Below are 19158 nucleotides of genomic sequence, written 5' to 3' on the forward strand. Positions count from 1 at the left end.
CGATAAGATGCTGGAAGAACTGAAATTAAGTGTATATGAAGCAAATATGGAACTGCCCCGGAGAGGGCTGATTACTTACACCTGGGGAAATGTCAGCGGCATTGACCGGGAAAAGGGTTTGTTTGTCATTAAACCAAGCGGAGTGGATTATGATAAGCTGAAACCGGAGGATATGGTAGTCATGGATTTAGACGGCAATCAGGTGGAGGGGGAGCTAAATCCTTCCTCTGATACCGCCACCCATCTGGAACTGTACCGGGCATTTGATAAGATAGGCGGGATTGTACATACCCATTCCCCAATGGCAACCTCCTGGGCCCAGGCAGGCAGAGCACTGCCCTGCTATGGCACCACCCATGCGGATTATTTCTATGGAGAGATTCCATGCGCAAGGAATTTAACTCAGGAAGAGATTGATGAAGGTTATGAAAAAAATACGGGAACTGTGATCATAGAGACTTTTCAAGGACTTGACCCCATGCATGTTCCGGCGGTATTGTGCAAAAATCATGGCCCGTTTACCTGGGGAACGGATGCGGCCAATGCAGTTCACAATGCAGTAGTGTTAGAAGAGATTGCCAAAATGAATTTAATGACAGAGCTGTTAAATCCAGCAGTAAAACCAGCACCCCAGTCCATGCAGGATAAACATTTTATGAGAAAGCACGGACCGGATGCCTATTATGGGCAGAAAAAATAACAAGGAGTCCTTACAGTGTCGGACAGCGGAAAAACAAAGTATTACGTATTAATGGAAGAACTGAAAAAAGAAATTATCTCCGGAGAGAAGAAGCCGGGAGACCGCCTTCCTTCGGAGAATCAGCTTTCGGAGGTCTTCCATATCAGCCGTCATACGGTGAGAAAAGCCCTGTCCATACTGGAACAGGAAGGCTACATTGAAGCGGAACATGGCAGAGGTACCTTTGTGTCCAGAAAAGCGGGAAGGAAAAAAGGGTCGGGCAATATAGCGGTGATTACCACCTATTTGTCCGACTATATTTTCCCGCGGCTGATTCAGGGAATCGACCAGGTGCTGACGGAAAACGGTTACAGTATCATTATTAAAAATACGGGGAACAGCAGATTAAAAGAGAGCAGATGTTTAGAAGAAATACTGGAAAAGGACGTGGACGGACTCATTATTGAACCAAGTAAGAGTGAGATTCTCTGCGGCCACAGGGGACTGTATGACAAGCTGGATTTTTATAAAATACCTTATGTGTTTATACAGGGCTATTACACCCAGATGAAGAACAAGCCCCATATCAGGCTTGATGACTGTCTGGGCGGATATCTGGTGACGAAGTATCTTCTTGATCTTGGGCATGAACATATACTGGGAATTTTTAAGGCAGATGACAGCCAGGGAAGAGACAGGCACAAAGGCTTCGTAAACGCTCTCCAGGAAAGCGGGTTTTCCTATGATCCGGACATGGTAATCTGGTACCATACAGAGGACCGGTCTGCCAAGCCATCGGAGGTTTTAAAGATCATGCTGGAGGAAAAGGTCCCTGTTGACGGGATTGTGTGCTACAACGACCAGATTGCTTTTGAGGTCATTAAGACCATAGAGAAAGAAGGGATTTCTGTGCCTGATGAGATCTCTGTTACCGGGTATGACAATTCCTTTATCGCAGAAAACGGTATGGTGAAGCTGACCACCATTGCCCACCCCCAGGAACGGCTTGGTGCAATGGCGGCAGAGCTGCTTTTGGAAAAGATCCATGGAATTCCGGACGAGGAGAGCCGGGTGGAACGGGTATTAAAGCCGGAGCTTGTAATCCGGGAGTCCTGCAAAGACCGGAGAAAGGGCAGGTAACCGTTCAGTATTTCTTCAGCTTTCCCATGTAAAAAACACAGCCTAAGATCAGGGACCCGGACAGCAGGAAGAGAATCTGCATTCCGCTGACTGGAAGGTCTCCGATCTGAAAGGAAGGGAGTATGGTCAGCAGACTGGCACCCAAAAGTGTGGAGAAGAAGCCGCAAAGCCCTGCATAGGATGAATTGGCGCTGACATATAAAACCCTTTTTTCTTCCGGTGCATAATGATATTGCAGGTTAAATACGGATATTGCAATTCCGCCCCATGCCGCGCCGGATAAGGCCTGCAAAACCGGCTGAAGGGCGTAGCAGGTATCAGGAGTCATAAAAAGCCAGCTTATATGGATAAAACCCAGCAGTCCCATGGATAGCCTTCCTGCAAGAAGCCAGGAGGTGGCATCTGCCAGTTTTCCCCAAAGCCAGGCGGCCAGAATCCGGACGGTGGATGAAATCAGTCCAAGGAATGTAATATAAGTATAATCCATCTTCAGTCCGGTAACCATGTATACGCTGAAAAAAGGACCGGCGATCTGCAGTGCCAGATTCCAGAATATATAAGTGAACATAACCTTCCGGTATTTTAAGTCGGCAAGTGGCGCAAGAAGGACATCCTTTAATTTCTGCCTGTGCGGAGTACTTTCCGGTTCCCTGATAGTTGACAGGCACCAGAAATCTGTACAGGCAATGAGAAGAACGGTAGCTCCGACCACAAAAAATCCGGTTTGTTCCATGCCGCTGTTACGAAACCAGTCCATGATCCGACCCATAATAAGGCTTAATATTGTGGAGAATGCAAAAGCGAAGGAATCCTTTCTTCCCAGATAATCTCCTCTGATATTCTGCGGAACCAGCTGGAGAATCCAGTTGCCGGTTCCGGTACCAATGGACGCACCGAAAAAGTGAGCGATACCATAAAGAATAACCACTGCTGTCAGACGAATCACCGGCTGTGTGATAAACAGCGGCAGAAAGAACATCAGAGAGAGAAGCAGTCTGTGAACAAAGGAAAAGCTTACAATCAGTCCTTTTTTTCTTCTGAGGCTTTCTAAGAGAATGGAAGAAAACATCTGGAGGCTGCACAGAAGAATGGGAATGGAACCAATGATGCCGTTTAAGGAGTCATCGGCTCCCAGTGAACTGGCGTATCCGGAGAGGAACGCACCTGTGGTGAGCGTAACGATGCCATTGGCACAGCATCCTTCGGCAATAAAAAAATTTCTTCCTTTTGAAAAATCTGCGGCTGTCATGGGTGGTATTTCCTGGCTGGAAAACGCGGATTTTTTTCTGATCAAATCTGTAACCATATTATCGAAACGGCAAATCTGCCGTGTTCCCCTTTTCTTTTATTCGTAAATCTGCTATCCTTTTTAAAGAAATGAAAATACTTTCTCTATATTGCCAGTTTGAGTCAAAGGTTACAAGAGGAAAAAGAAGCGAAAAACTGGATGATTCCGACTTGAAGACGACAGGGGGGCGACACATGGAACATTACTTACATCTAAAGGCAGTTCTTCCGGTGAGGGCATTAAATGCAGGATATCTGGTTACGGGGGGGAAGGGACGGCACGCAGACCGTGTCATGGATTCCTTTGAAATCATCTATGTCAATTCCGGTGTGCTTGGAATTGCGGAAGAGGATGTGGAATATGAAGTGGAGGAGGGGGAAGCCCTGATTCTCTTTCCGGGAAGACATCACTGGGGGACCAGGGAGTTTGATAAAGACTTAAATTTTTACTGGCTCCATTTTCATTTGGAGGAGAAGGCAGAAGAAACAGGAACAGACATTATGTCTCTTCCCCAGCTCATTCGGATTGGAAAGCCGCAGCAGTTTGAAGAACTGTTCCGCCGGTTTATCAAGAGACAGAACGTATGCAGGGAAGACAGAACCATATTAAATCTGGTCCTTTTGGAGCTTCTGTGCGAGTTGAGCGATTCACTTTCTCCGATGGAGATAAACGGGCAGAAGGTGCTTCTGGCCAATCAGGCGGCGCAGTATATCAGAAACCACTTAAAGGAACCATTATCGGCTTCCATATTAGCGGAACATCTGGAATGCAGCCCGGATTATTTAGGGCGGACGTATCATTCTGTTTATGGTAAGACTCTGACGGAAGGAATCCATGAAGCCCGGCTTAATAAGGCATGCAGAATGTTGATTGAGACAAACTTAACCGGCAGTGAGATCGCTTACCGGTGCGGATATGAAGATGTGGATTACTTCAGAAGAATTTTTAAAAAATATATGAGTATGACAGCAAAGGAATACCGGCAGACCTATAGTGTTATCGAACGGTAGAAGGCGGCGGCAGGGAGATGAACTTACCTTGCCGCTTTTCTGTATTCTGCGGGAGAGATTCCGGCTGTCTTTTTAAAAATACGGCTGAAATAGAGGGGATTTTCATAGCCAACAATTCCGCCTATTTCACCGATGCTGTAATCCGTGCTTTCTAAAAGTTCCTTGGCCTTCCTGATCCGTATATCGGTTAAATATCTTCCGGGAGGCATTCCTGCATATTCCTTGAAGCTTCGGATAAACCAGCAGGTGCTCATATGAAGCTGTTTTGCATACGCTTCAACTTCGATATTCTTCGCCAGATTCTCATGAAAAAAACGGACTGCTTTTTCCATTTCTTTCTGAATTTCTGTTTTCTTAAAGCCGCCTTCTTCTCTGATTCGTTTCAGAAGGAGAAAAAGCTGCTTTAAATAAAGTGCTGACAGTTCCTCGAAGGAGGGACGAGTAAGCTGTACTTCCCGGATTACGGACAGGAACAGTTCCTGGTATTTGGAAGATATTCCGGTATACAGAACCTGGTTTTCGGTAAAACCGGCTTCCCTGGTAAGAGATGCTGCCTCGCTGCCTGTGAAGTGGAGCCAGTAAACTTCCGGTTTGTCGTTTATATAGTAGGCATACTGCTGGGGAGTATGGGGGAGATATAAAACCATACTGCCTTCTGAAACTTCAGTGGCGGTTCCGTCAATGGTAAAAAAAGCTTTTCCTGCCGCAATATAAAGCAGTTGATAGTCTGAACGGCCGAGAGGACGAAAGGTTGACATAACAGGGAGAGAAACCAGACGGTATACTCCGCAGCTGTTGACCCTTAAGGGGATTTTTGTATTTTCCAGTTCATCATCCGTTAAATTCATATAGCCAGTATTTGTGTACATGAAGGGAATCTCCTTTCAGCTGTATTGTATCATTTTATCCATCTTTTGTCTAATGTGGCGGGCGCACTTTGAATATGAGAATATATGATAGTCAGCAGCAGCTTAGATTTGCCTGAAGAGATTGTGAAAGGAATATAGCACGTTGATAACTTAATATTGATAGTTAGTGAGCCGATATCACTTTTAGTGAATATTATACGGGGAGAAAAAATGGGATATTATACAGTTGTGTTGATGTGCGTTGTTGGACTTCTGGCGTTTAACGAAATTAATTCGTTGAAAAGAGAGATTCGAAATCAAGAGGAACGTCTAAGCCAATTAGAAAAATTGATGAAAAGTGAAGATTAACAGATAACTCTATTCTATATACACAAAACTATTAACTATCAGTATAAGCTGGTAATTTTTTAGTGCCAGAAGGAGGAAAGAGAAAAAATTATCCAGAATCAATTTATATGGCTGCTGAGAGATAACAAAAACCCCGCCAATCCTTAAAAAGAACTGACGGGCAATCATTAATAATGATTTACATCTGCTTCTGCAACAGCTTTTGTTTGGTGAATAGTGCCCCAAGGGTGATGTGGAGGTGCATAAATAGAGAATAATTTTAAAGGAACCTCGCCGGTATTAAACACATTGTGCCAGATTCTTGCGGGAATAAAAATAGCACTGCCAGTAAAAATGGGCTGTTGAAAATATAAACAATCCTTTTGATTACCCATTTGAACTACACCGTGACCGGATTCAATATACAAAAATTGATCATCATCCGGATGAATCTCTAATCCTATTTCGCCACCAACCTGGATGCTCATTAAGGTGAGTTGTAAATGCTCACCTGTCCATAAGGCAGTGCGAAAAGTGTCATTATTCACGGTAGCCTTGCTAATATCAATAGTGAAAGGATATGGTCCGTAATCGGTAGGCACCAAAGATGGAGATCTAAAGTAGGCGTTATCTGGGTTGTTGGAAGTAGCATTATTGTAGTTTAACATTTTTGCCTCAAAAGTATAAATTTGTAAATTATATGAAATTTGATCAAAGATATGCCTGAATTATATGATGGATTGAGAAAATTACAAAAGATTGCAGAGCAGACACAGCCAGATATTTGGTTACCTTTTATATGTCTGATCATACTAATAATTTAAGATGTATATTATTAGGTCGTGAATGAATACTGGAATACCAATTTAAAACGTAGTCATGTGTATTTTGCTTGTCAACACTGAATTAAAAATTCAGTGTTGACAAGGTAGAAGTCTACCATTATAATATAAAGGTAGAAGCAAACCTATTATGAAAGGGGTGAATGCAATGAAACGTGATGATATGATTCCCCACGATTTTTATATTAAAAATATAGCTCATGTGTTACGTTATAAAAACGACCAAAAGCTGGCAGCATATGATATTACCGAACCACAAGCACGCCTTTTGGGGCACATTGATGGAGCGCAAAGATCAGGGCAGGAAATTAGCCGCAGATACTTGAGTGGAGCCATGCAGATTTCCGGTCCATCTGTGACCAGTTTACTCAACAGTTTAGAAAAGAATGGATTTATTATACGACGTTCAGGTAATGAGGATGGCAGGACTATATTGATAGAACTTACTGAAAAGGCGAAGGTGCTTCTTTATGAAATGTCCGGCATTCTCAATGCAATAGCGGATGAATTGCTGGCTGGATTTTCAGAGGAGGAGAAAGTTGTCTACTTAAAGTTTTTAAAACGAACTTATGATAATTTAGGTATAGAATCACACATATAAAACAGCACCTTATTTTTTGAAATGTAAGTAGAATTCTACATAATATACGCCAAATTGAATGGATAAATATTGAATAAACAGCCGGCAAATAGGTAGAATTCAACCTATGATTAAAGGAGGAAATTACTAAATGGAAAACTCAAAAAAAGACTCACTATATTATCTTGAAAAGGCACCCGTACCGAAAGCAATCGCCCACATGGCAATACCCATGATTTTAGGCATGGTTGTCAATATGATTTATAACATTACAGACGCTTACTTTATTGGAAGGTTGGGAAGTACATCCATGCTGGCCTCCATTACACTTGCTTTGCCGTTTACAACCATTCTTATGGCGCTTGGAGAAGTTTTTGGAACAGGAGGCAGTACATATATTTCTAGATTGCTAGGAGAGAAAAACATTGAGGGCGTAAAAAAAGCTTCGTCAGTAAACCTTTATCTTTCTCTACTTTCAGGAGTAGTATTTATGCTAATTTGCCTCCCTGCATTATCCCATGTATTGAAAGTGTTAGGAGCTACCGGAGAAACGCTGTTCCACACAAAAGACTATATCCTTACTTTCGTAATCGGAAGTCCGTTTGTAACCACCAATTTTACACTGGCGCAAACGGTCAGGGGTGAAGGTGCTTCAACCGAATCTATGATTGGAATGATTATCAGCGTAGTTGTTAATATCATTCTTGACCCGATATTCATTTTTCTTTTTCATATGGATGTGATGGGGGCGGCTGTAGCAACTGTTATCGGCAATACATGTGCCGTTGCATATTATATTTACTACCTCAAAAGTAAAAGTCCTGTTCAGAGCGTCAGCGTTAAAGATTTTAAACCTACAAAAGAAATAATCTTTAGCATTTTTAAGATTGGTATGTCCGCTTTTCTGCTGTCTGGCTTCTTAATTGTATCAAGCCTTATGTTTAACAATTACGCAGTCATGTATGGCGACTATGTTGTTGCGGCTTTTGGCGTTGCAAACCGTATATGCCAAATATCTGATTTTATAGGTATGGGTATATATATGGGCGTTATTCCGCTGATTGCGTTTTCTTACTCTTCTAACAATATGGAACGATTATACAAAGTCTTAAAAACAACATTGCTCTATCTCGTCAGCATTATTCTGGTTATTGCAGCTGTATTATTTGTATTCCGCACTCAGGTTCTTGAAATGTTCAGCACTGATGAAGCCGTTATAACTGTTGGCACGACTATTCTTGCAGCTTTATTGGTCTCTACCTTGTTTGCAGGCATATCAGGTTTTTTTACCAGTATGTATCAGGCGTTTGGAGAAGGCGTTCAGTCTAACATTATGTCCGTGGCCAGAGGAGTTGCCCTAATCCCCATTATTATTATTGGAAACAATCTGTTTCAATTAAACGGGGTAATATGGTCTATGACAGCCTCTGAAATAATCGCCTGTACTGTTGGAGTGATTTTGTGGATTTCATCCAGGAAAAAAATCATGAATGCCTCGCTGAAAGAACGTATGACATTTAATCCCGATGAAATATAAGATTCGGAGTATCATTTTGTGCATGTTTTGTCTAAACAAAGATATGGATTTTTGACTCTGTCCTTTTATAATAAGAGATAAGAAAAGAAGGAGGAGTCGACTATGATCGTACCCAGACATTATGAAAATCTGCATCTGCTTCATGAAAACACCATGCCACACAGAGCTTATTATATCCCGGCTTCCACAGCACAGTTTGATTTGACGGATAAAAGGGAGAATTCAGACCGCTTCTGTCTCTTAAACGGAAACTGGAAGTTTCGCTATTATGACAGCATTTATGACGTTAAAGAAGAGTTTTATCTGGAAGGCTTTGATACGTCTAAGTTTAATGAGATTCCGGTACCCGGCTGTTTTCAGAGTTATGGCTACGACAAGCACCAGTATACCAATACAAAATATCCATTCCCCATGGACCCTCCCTATGTTCCGGCTGAGAATCCATGCGGCGCATATGTCCATCATTTTGTCTATAAGAGAGAGGATGAGGCACCCAGAGCTTACTTAAACTTTGAGGGAGTGGATTCCTGTTTCTATGTGTGGTTAAACGGCAGTTATGTGGGATACAGCCAGGTTTCTCACGGAACCAGCGAATTTGATGTCACAGGAGTGATTCGGGAGGGGGACAATACTCTTTCCGTTCTCGTCCTAAAATGGTGTGACGGAAGCTATCTGGAAGATCAGGATAAATTCCGTATGACCGGAATTTTCCGGGACGTATATCTGTTGAAGAGACCGGAGGAAGGAATTTTTGATTACTTCCTCACTACATCTGTGAGAAATGGCCAGGCTCATGTAGAGGCTGCGATTACCTTTAGCGGTAAAGAAATTCCTGTGACAGTAACAGTAACAGACAGAAACGGGAGTACCGTTGCCAGAAAAGAGGGATATCCTGCAGAAGGAAAGATAGAATTTGATATAGAAAATCCTGTGCTCTGGAATGCAGAAAACCCATATCTATATACCGTTATATTTGAGACAGGTCAGGAAGCAATTGTTGACCGTATGGGAATCAGGGAAATTGCCATTCGTGATGGTGTGGTATTTTTAAACGGTGAGAAAATTAAATTTCATGGTGTAAACCGCCACGACAGCGATCCGGTTACCGGATTTACTATCAGCCTGGACCAGATGAAGCGTGATCTGCGACTTATGAAGCGGCATAATGTCAATGCCATCCGAACCAGCCATTATCCCAATGCGCCTCAGTTCTATCAGCTTTGTGATGAATATGGATTCTATGTCATCGATGAGGCAGATAATGAAAGCCATGGTACCGGCTACATTTATATGGAGACCCGTACCACAGAGATATGGCGTGACCGCTGGAACCGTGCCATTGCAGATAATCCGGAATTTACGGAAGCGACCGTTGACAGGACAAAACTCCTGGTTGAGCGGGATAAGAACCGTCCCTGCGTAGTGATCTGGTCTATGGGAAATGAATGCGCTTACGGCTGCACCTTTGAAGCTGCACTTTCCTGGACAAAGTCTTATGATCCCACCAGGCTTACTCACTATGAAGGAGCCAGATACCGGGCTGTGGATAAAACTTATGATTTTTCCAATATTGATTTATTCAGCCGTATGTACCCCAGCCTGGAAGAAATTATCGAATACACGAAACGGGAGACTGCAAAGCCATTTATCCTGTGTGAATACAGTCATGCCATGGGGAATGGTCCTGGAGATTTAGAAGGTTACTTCCAGGTATTTGAACAGCATGACCGGGTGTGCGGCGGTTTTGTATGGGAATGGTGCGATCATGCCATTTACCAGGGCAGAACGATTGACGGAAAGCCCATGTACCTTTACGGAGGAGATCATGGGGAATATCCTCATGACGGCAATTTCTGTATGGATGGTCTTGTATATCCGGACAGAAGACCGCATACTGGTCTGATGGAGTTTAAGAATGTAAACCGTCCGGTACGTGCAGTCTCCTTTGACCAGGAGAAAAAAGAGCTGACGCTTCATAATTACCTTCATTTCACTAATTTTAAAGAATATGGATATATCGCTTATGAGGTGACCTGCGACGGAGAGTTAAAGTCAAAGGGAGTTGTGGGGGAAGCTGATATGCCGGAGCTTGTGCCCGGGCAGGAATGCAGACTGCCGCTGAACTTTGAGGTTCCGCAAGCAGGTAAATGTTATTTAAAAGTAAGTTATTATCTGAAAGAAAGCAGTGCTCTTTTGGAAGCAGGAAGCCTCCTTGGATTTGATGAGATTCTGCTGAAAAACGAAGATATGAGAAACCAGACGGCAGCAGCATTCTTAGATGCGAAGGAAAAAGACGGACTATTTGAGGTATGTGAAGATGACCGTTATATTCATATTAATGGGAAAAGCTTTTTCTACACCTACAGTAAATTAACAGGAACATTCCGGAAAATGAATTTTGAAAACCACTCCATTCTGGAACGTCCTATGGAAATTAACATCTGGAGAGCACCTACGGATAATGACAGTGATATTAAAAATAAATGGATGGAAGCTCATTATCACCGTGCCTCTTCCAGGGGATATGAAACCAGATGGGAAGAAAAAGAAGGCTGTATCGAAATATCCACTGTGATGTCTATGGTAGCAGCTCCCGTTCAGCGGATTTTAATGATTGATGCATTATGGACGATCGGAGCAGACGGCACTTTAAGCGGAAAGCTGGATGTAAAGAGAGATAAGGAGTTTCCGGAACTTCCCCGGTTTGGTCTCAGACTGTTCCTCTCAGAACAGATGGATCAGGTGACCTATTTCGGACTTGGCCCTGTTGAAAACTATATAGATAAGAAAAATGCCAGCTATCATGGTCTGTTTTCTTCCAGTGTAAAAGAGATGCATGAGGACTATTTAAGACCTCAGGAAAATGGAAGCCGCAGTGATTGTGACTTTGTAACCATAGAGGGAGGCAGTCTGTCAATCACTGTAGCTGCAGATAAGGCATTTTCTTTCCATGCATCAGAATATACACAGGAGGAACTGACGGAGAAATCTCATAATTACGAACTGACTCCCTCCGGTTTTACAGAATTCTGTGTGGACTACCGGCAGAACGGAATCGGATCGGAAAGCTGCGGACCGGAACTTCGGAAAGAATTTATGTTTGTGGAAGAAGAGTTTACATTTGAGTTTAAGATGGTGCCCGGAAGTAAGCGGAACGGTTCCGTGAAATAAATACGAAATACCAAAATATGAAAGACAGGGGAGATGCATGAGCACCTCCCCTCAAACTATTTTTCTAAAATTACTGCAATTGTGGGGCTTTCCTTATTCCATGGAGTACCAGATACGTCTGCATATGTACCACAGACTTTAAAGCCTGATTCTTCCGCCTCTTTTATCAGAGCCTCTTCTGAATAACAGGTATTCCAGAGATAATAAACTGAAGCTTCTGTTTTTGAAATAATAACGTATTGATCCAGTGTTACATGTTCCGGATACTTGCAGCATCTCTTTAATTCAGCATATTCATCCTCCCGCCAGAAACCGTTGCTTTGAAGAATATCCCATATCTGTTTTTCCTGGAAGCTGTCGTATTCATTTAAGGAAAAAACATCAAACAAAAATTTACCACCGGGTTTTAAATGATCGTAAACCTGTTTTAAAACGGTTTTTCTTTTCTCAGGGGAAAGAGCACCATAATCACAGTAAATCATTACTGCAAAATCAAACGTATGGTTTAATTCAAGGGAAAGATAGTTCTGGCAGGTATAATTGATGTTTAACTTTTTTTAGCTGCTGATTTTTTTGCATAATCAATGGAACGTGAGGAAAAATCCACTCCGGTTACCTGAAATCCGGATTTTGCAAAGAATTCTCCATAAATTCCGGGACCGCACCCTAAATCCAGCAGCAGGGGATAGTCTTTGGGCGGAACAGTTCTGGCAATCCATTCCGCTGATTTTTGAATAAAATCCATCTTTCGGCTGGCACCGCTAAATTCCGGATCCAGATGGGCCTTCAGCATTTGTTTGGAAATGTATTCATCTTCCCAGAAAGGAATACTGGTTTCCTGATATAATTCAGGACGTTTTAATAAATCTTTGATTTCATACAGCATAGTGAGCGCCTCCTTATAAATTGGTAAAATAAACAGCCGCGGACATTACTCCGCGGCTGTTCTTAATCGATAAAGAAAAGACTGAGAGTAAATAAAATCAAAAAGCAGGCACAAAAATTAGGCTGACAATTCAGCTTTTAATTTTCGTCTGTTCCATTGATTTTTTTACTCTTTTCCAGCTATATCCATGTCAGTGAATTTATAACATCTGATACACCGGATTTTCTTCACCTCTTTTTATTATTTTTACCTTTTAATCTTATTGCAGGATACACGTTTTGTCAATGATAGATCATCAGTTAATCAGCTGGCGGAGATAGGAAAGCAGACCCAGCCTGCGAAGGGTTTCTAATAAAAAGGCGGCGAATAAAGTTCCGCATACTGTGCTCATGAGAAAAGGAACTACAAAAAAGAAAACTGCAACTTCCTTTCCCAATATCAGCACTGCAACCGGATAGCTGAGAAGAGCGCCGATCAGCCCGGTTCCTGTAATTTCACCCACATAGGCCAAAAGAAGTTTTCCGGTTTTTTGAAACAGCAGCGCACTAAGGTAAGCCCCCACCATGCTTCCGGGGAAGGCAAGAAGCGTTCCGGTACCGGATAAGTTTCTGATGAGAGATGAGGCAAATGCCATGGCAACACCGTAGGCAGGGCCTAGAAATACTCCTGCAAGGACATTAACCAGGTGCTGAATCGGAAAGCATTTAGAGGCTCCAATGGGAATGGAAAAGCCGGAAAGTGAAACGGTGAGCGCCACAAGCATTCCGCCGGCTGCAAGTTTTTTTATGTAAACTCCTGCAGAGGTGTGAGAGACAGCTGCTTTGTTTAAATTTGTTTTGGAATTCATGTTTTTTCCTCCTTATAAGTCAATATCATTCATCATAGATGTTGACAATTTCCCCGTCTAATATCCGGTTCATATTTTTCATTGCGCAGAAATTACCGCACATGGAACAGGTATCTTCTTTTTCCGGTTTGGAAGATGCACGATATCTTCTTGCTTTTTCCGGATCAATGGCCAGATCAAACATAGCTTCCCAGTCCAGCCGTTTTCTTGCGTCACTCATCTGGTAATCCCAGTCTTTCGCACCCTTAATGCCTTTTGCCAGATCAGCAGCATGGGCTGCAATCCGTGCAGAGATAATGCCTTCCTTCACATCATCTGCATCGGGAAGCCTTAAGTGTTCCGCGGGCGTTACGTAGCAGAGGAAAGAAGCTCCGGCAGCAGCAGCTATGGCCCCTCCGATAGCTGCGGTAATGTGATCATATCCAGGAGCAATGTCAGTGACGAGCGGCCCCAGTACATAGAAAGGTGCACCCTTGCAGATGGTCTCCTGGATTTTCATATTGGCGGCGATCTGGTCCAGGGGCATATGTCCTGGTCCTTCTATAATTACCTGTACATCCTTTTCCCAGGCACGGCGGGTCAGTTCCCCAAGGGTAACCAGCTCTTCAATCTGTGAAATATCGGAAGCATCCGCAATACAGCCAGGACGGCAGGCGTCTCCAAGGCTTAATGTCACATCATGTTCCCGGCAGATTTCCAGAATACGGTCAAAATGCTCATAGAATGGATTTTCATTTCCAGTCATCTCCATCCAGGCAAAAATGATGGAACCGCCTCTGGATACGATATTAGTCAGGCGTTTTGCCTCTTTAAAACGGTGTGCTGTCTGCTTGTTGATGCCTACGTGAATGGTCATGAAATCCACCCCGTCAAGGGCATGCATTTCCACAATCTGAATCCACTCCTCAGACGTTATCTCCTTAAGTGGCTTATGATAATAAACAACGGCATCGTAAATGGGCACCGTTCCAATCATGGCCGGGCATTCTTCTGTCAGCCGTTTCCTGAATTTCCTGGTATCTCCAAAGGAACTTAAATCCATGATGGATTCAGCTCCCAGTGAAACCGCATCCTCTACCTTTTTTAATTCCAGATCCATGTCATTTAAATCTCTGGAAGTTCCAAGATTTACATTAATTTTTGTTTTCAGCATGGAACCGATGGCATTTGGCTCCAGGCAGGTATGGTGTTTGTTGGCAGGAATAACTGCCTTACCTTGTGCAATCAGCTGTATAAGCTCCTCCGGTTTAATCCCTTCTTTTTTCGCTGTGATTTCCATTTCCCGCGTCAGAATGCCTTTTCTTGCGGCATCCATCTGTGTGGTGTAATTCATATGTAGTCCTCCTTCATTATTTGGAGGGATTTACGGCTCTGGACAAAAAAAGAGCCCATACCAACAGGTACAGGCCCAGATCAATACATCCGTCTCGTATAAATCCCTACGTTGGCATTACCCAAATCAGGTTATAAAGGTCGAAGTTTGATAACTTCCTCTCAGCCCGCATACGAGCTCCCTCTTGTGGCACTAGTGTAGCACCGGTCTAAATGGATGTCAAGTGGAATTTGCTTAATCCAAGTGGGGGATCAACCGGTTATTGCAGATTTCATCTGTCTTATGTAGCTGCAAATTGGTTCCACACAGTCTTTTCCATGCATGGCAGCCAGCTTTACAATGGCGCTTCCCACGATAATACCATCTGCATAGTTACTTAACTCTTTCGCCTGTTCCGGTGTGGAAATTCCAAAGCCTATGGCACAGGGAATATCTTTGGAATCCTTTACAAGAGAAACCATATCTTTGATGTCAGAGGTGATTTCCTTTCTCACACCTGTTACGCCCATGGAAGAAACACAGTAAACAAATCCCTCTGCTTCCGAAGCAATGGCCGTAATTCGTTCCTTAGACGTGGGAGCGATCAGGGAAATTAAGTCAATTCCGTACTTTTGGCAGATGGGATGAAGTTCATCCTTTTCTTCAAACGGCATATCGGGTACGATAAGAGCATCAATGCCGCATTCTGCCGCATTTTTAATGAAACGCTCGCTTCCATATACAAATATGGGGTTAATATAAGTCATAAATGCCAGGGGCACATTCGTTTTTTGCCGAATACGGGTGACGGTTTCAAAAATTTTATCTGCGGTAGTGCCGGATGCAAGAGCGCGCTGGTCTGCTTCCTGAATCACGATTCCCTCTGCAACCGGATCAGAAAAAGGAATTCCCAGTTCTATGATATCGGCACCTGCTTTAGCCATGGCAGGAACCAGCTGCTCTGTAATTGCAAGGTCCGGGTCACCGGCTGTAATAAACGGGATAAATGCTTTTCCTTTTGCAAATGCTTCACTGATTCTACTCATAGATTTCTACCCCCTTGTAACGTGCAATTGCGGCCACATCCTTGTCTCCGCGGCCGGATAAGTTAATGACGATGACCTGGTCTTTTCCCATGGAAGGTGCAGCCTTTCTGGCATAAGCCACCGCATGGGCGCTTTCAATGGCAGGGATGATTCCTTCCTTCCGGGATAAATATTCAAATGCGTCCACCGCCTCATCGTCGGTGACAGGAACATAATCGGCCCTTCCGGTATCAAACAGTGCGGCGTGCTCCGGTCCGATTCCCGGATAGTCAAGTCCTGCTGAGATGGAGTAAACCGGAGCGATCTGTCCGTATTCATCCTGGCAGAAGTAGGATTTCATACCGTGGAAGATTCCTACGGTTCCGGTGGAAATGGTGGCAGCATTTTTATCTGTATCAATGCCGTGACCGGCAGCCTCACAGCCCACCAGCTTAACAGAGGTATCTCCAATAAAATCATAAAACAGGCCCATGGCATTGCTTCCACCGCCCACACAGGCGATCAGCATGTCGGGAAGCTTTCCCTCAGCTTTTAAGATCTGCTCCCTGACTTCCTTTCCGATGATGCTCTGGAAATCCCGCACAATAGTGGGAAATGGGTGAGGCCCCATGACGGAACCCAGGACATAGTGGGTGTCCTCCACCCGGTTGGTCCATTCCCTAAGAGTTTCATTTACCGCATCCTTTAAGGTCTGCGTACCGCTGGTAACCGGATGAACCTTTGCACCCAGAAGCTCCATACGGAATACATTTAATGCCTGCCGGTCCGTATCCTCTTTTCCCATGAAGATTTCACATTCCATCCCCATTAAGGCTGCGGCAGTAGCAGTAGCCACTCCGTGCTGGCCGGCACCGGTTTCTGCGATGACACGGGTTTTTCCCATTTTTTTTGCAAGAAGAACCTGGCCCAGTGCATTGTTGATTTTGTGGGATCCGGTGTGGTTTAAATCTTCCCGTTTTAGATAAATCTTTGCACCTCCAAGATCCTCTGTCATTTTCTCTGCGTAGTAAAGCAGAGAAGGCCTTCCTGTGTAGGTTTCATGCAGTGTCTTTAACTCTGCCAGAAATTCTTCATCCTGCATACAGGCATTGTAGGCTTTCTCCAGTTCCGTCACTGCATTCATCAGCGTTTCGGGGATAAATTGTCCGCCGTGCTGTCCAAATCTTCCTTTTGACATAATTTTCCACTCCTTACTGTTTGTATGATTTTTTTGATTTTTTCCGGGTCTTTTCTGCCGTTTGTTTCAGCCAGACTGCTGACATCCAGACAGAATGCTTTCGTTTTAAGCGCTTCCTCTATGTTTTCCATGCCGATGCCCCCTGCCAGAAACCAGGGTTTCTTAATCGCCGGAATCATGGACCAGTCAAAACATGTTCCGCTGCCTCCCTGAATTCCCTTTACATAGGAGTCCAGAAGAAGGTAGTCCGCAGAAAGCTTTTCCGCTTCAGAAATATCAGCCGCGGACCGGACACGGATTGCTTTCATAATGGGGACCGGACGGTCTAATCTGTTTTTCAGTTCCAGAATATCCGGCTCACGTTCCTCCCCATGAAGCTGAATCATCTGAATTACATTACTTTTTACCAGGGAAATGATCTCGTCTGCAGGGCTGTTTACGAAGACTCCTACAGCCGGTATTTCAGGAAGAAGGTCATTTCTTAAAAGCTCAGCCTGCCTGAAATTAAGCTGCCGCTTTCCCGGGGCAAAAACAAACCCGATGTAATCCGGCTTATAGCAGTTGACAGCAAGCACATCCTCTTTTCGTGTGAGGCCGCATATCTTGATTTTCTTATTAGAATTCATCATTGGCAGCGTTCCTCATTTCCTGCAGAATCTTTTTCTTGTCAGGAGAGCGCATCAGGCTTTCTCCGATCAAGACTCCGTTTACACCTGCCTGATACAGCCGCTTTACATCATCGGCGTTCTGTATCCCGCTTTCAGCAATGAATGCGGTTCCTGCAGGCACCAGGCTCCTTAAACGGATAGAATTTTCAAAGTCAACCTGAAATGTCTTTAAGTTCCGGTTATTGACTCCGATCAGGCGGGCTCCTGCACAAAGTGCGCTGTAGATTTCTTCTTCATCGTGAGCTTCCACAAGTGCGCTGAGTCCAAGGCTGTCACAGATTTTGATGTATTCTTTCAGCTGTCCGGTATTAAGAAGAGCACAGATAAGAAGAACTGCCGAGGCGCCAAGCACCTTGGCTTCCAGTATCTGATAAGGATCTACGGTAAAATCCTTTCTTAACAGAGGGAGGGAAACACACTGGCTGATTTCGGTTAAATATTCCCCTTTTCCCAGAAAGTATTCCGGCTCTGTCAGTACGGAAACGGCGTCTGCGCCGGCTGCTTCATACTCCATGGCAATTTCCCTGTAAGGAAAATCCGGTGCGATCATTCCCTTTGAGGGAGAGGCACGCTTTACTTCACAGATAAAGGAGATTCCGGGAGAGGAGATCACCCTCTCAAATGAGAAATCAGATTCCCTCTGCCCAGTGTCAAAGGCACGGTATGCCATCTTCTCCATCTTACTGAGCGGAATCGTTTTTTTCGCTTCCTCCGCCCGCTTTTTTGAGGCTGCGGCCAGGGTATCAAGGATCATAAAGCCACCTCATTCACCGCTTTTACAAATTCTTCCAGTTTTGCAGCAGCTTTTCCGGAATCAATTAAGTCGGAAGCAGTTTGAATGCAGTCGGATATGGTGCAGTTGTCAATGCCAAGATAAAGACTGAGGGCGGAATTTAAAACCACGATATCCCGTTTTGGACCGCGAAGTGTTCCCTCTAAAATTTCCTTTGTAATTTTGGCATTATCGGAAGGGGTTCCGCCCAGTAAGTCGGAAAGGCTGCTGCGGGTTAAGGAAAACTGCTCCGGAGTAATTTCATACGGAATCAGTTCCCCGAAACGGATTTCACAGACATGGGTTGGACCCGTTACGGTTGCTTCATCCAGTCCGTCTGATCCGCAGACAACCAGCCCCCGTTTTACTCCTAAGTTGCTTAATACCTGGGCAAGGGGTTCCACCAGCTTTTTATCGTATACACCTAAAAGCTGCATGGTGGCGCCTGCCGGGTTTGATAAAGGTCCGAGTATGTTAAAGATGGTACGGACTCCAAGCTCTTTTCTGACAGGACCTGCATATTTCATGGAAGAATGATGGACCTGTGCAAAGAGAAAACACATTCCCGTCTCTTTTAAAACCTTACCAGACTGTTCTGCCGTAAGATTTAAGTTGACACCCAGCTGCTCCAAAACGTCTGCAGCGCCGCTTTTGCTGGAAACGCTTCTGTTCCCGTGCTTTGCAACCGGGACACCTCCTGCAGCCACTACAAAGGCGCTGGTGGTGGAGATGTTAAAGGTTCCCACCTCATCGCCTCCTGTGCCAACAATATCAATAACCGGAAAATCAGGTGCAAGTTTCAGTGCTTTTTCCCGCATAACTGTGGCGCAGGCCGTGATCTCGTCAATGGTTTCGCCCTTCATACGCAGAGCCGTTAAAAATGCCGCCATCTGGGCCGGAGTGGTTTCCCCGCTCATAATTTCATTCATAACCTCTCTTGCAGCCTGAAAGCTCAAGTCCTGCCCTTCAATTACATCGTGGATTGCTTCTTGAATCATTGGGTTTGC

General features: G+C 44.1%; 19 protein-coding genes and 1 riboswitch. Of the genes, 7 read left to right on the plus strand and 12 right to left on the minus strand.

Annotated elements, in window-relative coordinates; all coding sequences use genetic code 11:
• The first annotated feature begins 7 nt into the window (after positions 1-7).
• Positions 8-700 (plus strand): L-ribulose-5-phosphate 4-epimerase, encoded by a 693-nt coding sequence (locus tag DS742_RS03320; protein WP_117415611.1) that lies wholly within the window; start codon positions 8-10, stop codon positions 698-700.
• A 51-nt stretch (positions 701-751) separates the two neighbouring features.
• Positions 752-1819, plus strand: coding sequence for a GntR family transcriptional regulator (locus DS742_RS03325; RefSeq protein WP_117415722.1), 1068 nt, complete (start codon positions 752-754; stop codon positions 1817-1819).
• 4 nt (positions 1820-1823) lie between these two features.
• Here the strand turns inward: DS742_RS03325 and DS742_RS03330 are convergent, their stop codons facing one another.
• Positions 1824-3068: an MFS transporter gene (locus DS742_RS03330; RefSeq protein ID WP_242996377.1), complete on the minus strand. Its 1245-nt coding sequence runs from the start codon at positions 3066-3068 to the stop codon at positions 1824-1826.
• A gap of 233 nt (positions 3069-3301) precedes the next feature.
• Here DS742_RS03330 and DS742_RS03335 point away from each other — a divergent pair, with 233 nt between their 5' ends.
• Positions 3302-4117: a helix-turn-helix transcriptional regulator gene (locus DS742_RS03335; RefSeq protein ID WP_117415613.1), complete on the plus strand. Its 816-nt coding sequence runs from the start codon at positions 3302-3304 to the stop codon at positions 4115-4117.
• Positions 4118-4140: 23 nt separating this feature from the next.
• On the opposite strand, the gene DS742_RS03340 is transcribed toward DS742_RS03335, so the two are convergent.
• The gene (locus DS742_RS03340; RefSeq protein WP_117415614.1) at positions 4141-4986 is read right to left on the minus strand and encodes an AraC family transcriptional regulator; all 846 of its coding nucleotides are present in this window, start codon (positions 4984-4986) and stop codon (positions 4141-4143) included.
• Positions 4987-5196: 210 nt separating this feature from the next.
• On the opposite strand from DS742_RS03340, the gene DS742_RS28690 reads away from it, so the two are divergent.
• Positions 5197-5334 (plus strand): hypothetical protein, encoded by a 138-nt coding sequence (locus tag DS742_RS28690; RefSeq protein ID WP_170313349.1) that lies wholly within the window; start codon positions 5197-5199, stop codon positions 5332-5334.
• Between the two features lie 167 nt (positions 5335-5501).
• On the opposite strand, the gene DS742_RS03345 is transcribed toward DS742_RS28690, so the two are convergent.
• Positions 5502-5981, minus strand: a complete 480-nt coding sequence (locus DS742_RS03345; protein ID WP_117415615.1) for a cupin domain-containing protein — start codon at positions 5979-5981, stop codon at positions 5502-5504.
• Between the two features lie 322 nt (positions 5982-6303).
• On the opposite strand from DS742_RS03345, the gene DS742_RS03350 reads away from it, so the two are divergent.
• From DS742_RS03350 to DS742_RS03360, 3 genes are all read left to right on the plus strand, one after another.
• The gene (locus DS742_RS03350) at positions 6304-6756 is read left to right on the plus strand and encodes a MarR family winged helix-turn-helix transcriptional regulator (RefSeq protein WP_242996378.1); all 453 of its coding nucleotides are present in this window, start codon (positions 6304-6306) and stop codon (positions 6754-6756) included.
• A gap of 130 nt (positions 6757-6886) precedes the next feature.
• A complete protein-coding gene (locus tag DS742_RS03355; RefSeq protein WP_117415616.1) occupies positions 6887-8272 on the plus strand; it encodes an MATE family efflux transporter in 1386 nt (461 codons plus the stop codon).
• A 102-nt stretch (positions 8273-8374) separates the two neighbouring features.
• Positions 8375-11443 (plus strand): glycoside hydrolase family 2 TIM barrel-domain containing protein, encoded by a 3069-nt coding sequence (locus tag DS742_RS03360; RefSeq protein ID WP_117415617.1) that lies wholly within the window; start codon positions 8375-8377, stop codon positions 11441-11443.
• 56 nt (positions 11444-11499) lie between these two features.
• Here the strand turns inward: DS742_RS03360 and DS742_RS29865 are convergent, their stop codons facing one another.
• The 9 genes from DS742_RS29865 to trpD form a co-directional block, all read right to left on the minus strand.
• On the minus strand, positions 11500-11925 hold the full coding sequence (locus DS742_RS29865) for a hypothetical protein (protein WP_341457598.1): 426 nt from the start codon (positions 11923-11925) through the stop codon (positions 11500-11502).
• 65 nt (positions 11926-11990) lie between these two features.
• A complete protein-coding gene (locus tag DS742_RS29870; RefSeq protein ID WP_341457599.1) occupies positions 11991-12329 on the minus strand; it encodes a class I SAM-dependent methyltransferase in 339 nt (112 codons plus the stop codon).
• Positions 12330-12624: 295 nt separating this feature from the next.
• Entirely contained in the window at positions 12625-13176 is a 552-nt protein-coding gene (gene thiW, locus DS742_RS03370) for an energy coupling factor transporter S component ThiW (RefSeq protein ID WP_117415618.1), read from the minus strand.
• A gap of 25 nt (positions 13177-13201) precedes the next feature.
• A complete protein-coding gene (gene thiC, locus DS742_RS03375) occupies positions 13202-14509 on the minus strand; it encodes a phosphomethylpyrimidine synthase ThiC (RefSeq protein WP_117415619.1) in 1308 nt (435 codons plus the stop codon).
• Between the two features lie 85 nt (positions 14510-14594).
• Positions 14595-14703, minus strand: a riboswitch (TPP riboswitch).
• A 57-nt stretch (positions 14704-14760) separates the two neighbouring features.
• On the minus strand, positions 14761-15534 hold the full coding sequence (trpA, locus tag DS742_RS03380) for a tryptophan synthase subunit alpha (protein WP_117415620.1): 774 nt from the start codon (positions 15532-15534) through the stop codon (positions 14761-14763).
• Positions 15527-16711 (minus strand): tryptophan synthase subunit beta, encoded by a 1185-nt coding sequence (trpB, locus tag DS742_RS03385; RefSeq protein WP_117415621.1) that lies wholly within the window; start codon positions 16709-16711, stop codon positions 15527-15529. Before trpB ends, trpA begins: the two co-directional genes overlap by 8 nt.
• Positions 16657-17340, minus strand: a complete 684-nt coding sequence (locus DS742_RS03390) for a phosphoribosylanthranilate isomerase (protein WP_117415622.1) — start codon at positions 17338-17340, stop codon at positions 16657-16659. Before DS742_RS03390 ends, trpB begins: the two co-directional genes overlap by 55 nt.
• Positions 17327-18133 (minus strand): indole-3-glycerol phosphate synthase TrpC, encoded by an 807-nt coding sequence (trpC, locus tag DS742_RS03395; protein ID WP_117415623.1) that lies wholly within the window; start codon positions 18131-18133, stop codon positions 17327-17329. Before trpC ends, DS742_RS03390 begins: the two co-directional genes overlap by 14 nt.
• Positions 18130-19149 carry an anthranilate phosphoribosyltransferase gene (gene trpD, locus DS742_RS03400; RefSeq protein WP_117415624.1) on the minus strand — a complete coding sequence of 340 codons (1020 nt, stop codon included), beginning with the start codon at positions 19147-19149 and terminating at the stop codon, positions 18130-18132. Before trpD ends, trpC begins: the two co-directional genes overlap by 4 nt.
• Positions 19150-19158 lie beyond the last annotated feature (9 nt).

Source organism: Lacrimispora amygdalina (assembly GCF_003432035.1).
In the GTDB taxonomy this organism is placed as follows: Bacteria; Bacillota; Clostridia; order Lachnospirales; family Lachnospiraceae; genus Lacrimispora; species Lacrimispora amygdalina.

Excerpts from the sequence above, each read along its gene's own strand:
- DS742_RS03345 (WP_117415615.1), bottom strand. The coding sequence starts at position 5,981 with ATGTTAAACTACAATAATGCTACTTCCAACAACCCAGATAACGCCTAC.
- trpD (WP_117415624.1), bottom strand. The coding sequence starts at position 19,149 with ATGATTCAAGAAGCAATCCACGATGTAATTGAAGGGCAGGACTTGAGC.
- DS742_RS03325 (WP_117415722.1), top strand. The coding sequence starts at position 752 with ATGGAAGAACTGAAAAAAGAAATTATCTCCGGAGAGAAGAAGCCGGGA.
- thiW (WP_117415618.1), bottom strand. The coding sequence starts at position 13,176 with ATGAATTCCAAAACAAATTTAAACAAAGCAGCTGTCTCTCACACCTCT.
- trpA (WP_117415620.1), bottom strand. The coding sequence starts at position 15,534 with ATGAGTAGAATCAGTGAAGCATTTGCAAAAGGAAAAGCATTTATCCCG.
- DS742_RS03335 (WP_117415613.1), top strand. The coding sequence starts at position 3,302 with ATGGAACATTACTTACATCTAAAGGCAGTTCTTCCGGTGAGGGCATTA.
- DS742_RS28690 (WP_170313349.1), top strand. The coding sequence starts at position 5,197 with ATGGGATATTATACAGTTGTGTTGATGTGCGTTGTTGGACTTCTGGCG.
- DS742_RS29865 (WP_341457598.1), bottom strand. The coding sequence starts at position 11,925 with ATGATTTACTGTGATTATGGTGCTCTTTCCCCTGAGAAAAGAAAAACC.
- DS742_RS03340 (WP_117415614.1), bottom strand. The coding sequence starts at position 4,986 with ATGTACACAAATACTGGCTATATGAATTTAACGGATGATGAACTGGAA.
- DS742_RS29870 (WP_341457599.1), bottom strand. The coding sequence starts at position 12,329 with ATGCTGTATGAAATCAAAGATTTATTAAAACGTCCTGAATTATATCAG.
- DS742_RS03330 (WP_242996377.1), bottom strand. The coding sequence starts at position 3,068 with ATGACAGCCGCAGATTTTTCAAAAGGAAGAAATTTTTTTATTGCCGAA.
- trpB (WP_117415621.1), bottom strand. The coding sequence starts at position 16,711 with ATGTCAAAAGGAAGATTTGGACAGCACGGCGGACAATTTATCCCCGAA.
- DS742_RS03390 (WP_117415622.1), bottom strand. The coding sequence starts at position 17,340 with ATGATGAATTCTAATAAGAAAATCAAGATATGCGGCCTCACACGAAAA.
- DS742_RS03350 (WP_242996378.1), top strand. The coding sequence starts at position 6,304 with ATGAAACGTGATGATATGATTCCCCACGATTTTTATATTAAAAATATA.
- DS742_RS03355 (WP_117415616.1), top strand. The coding sequence starts at position 6,887 with ATGGAAAACTCAAAAAAAGACTCACTATATTATCTTGAAAAGGCACCC.
- thiC (WP_117415619.1), bottom strand. The coding sequence starts at position 14,509 with ATGAATTACACCACACAGATGGATGCCGCAAGAAAAGGCATTCTGACG.
- trpC (WP_117415623.1), bottom strand. The coding sequence starts at position 18,133 with ATGATCCTTGATACCCTGGCCGCAGCCTCAAAAAAGCGGGCGGAGGAA.
- DS742_RS03320 (WP_117415611.1), top strand. The coding sequence starts at position 8 with ATGCTGGAAGAACTGAAATTAAGTGTATATGAAGCAAATATGGAACTG.
- DS742_RS03360 (WP_117415617.1), top strand. The coding sequence starts at position 8,375 with ATGATCGTACCCAGACATTATGAAAATCTGCATCTGCTTCATGAAAAC.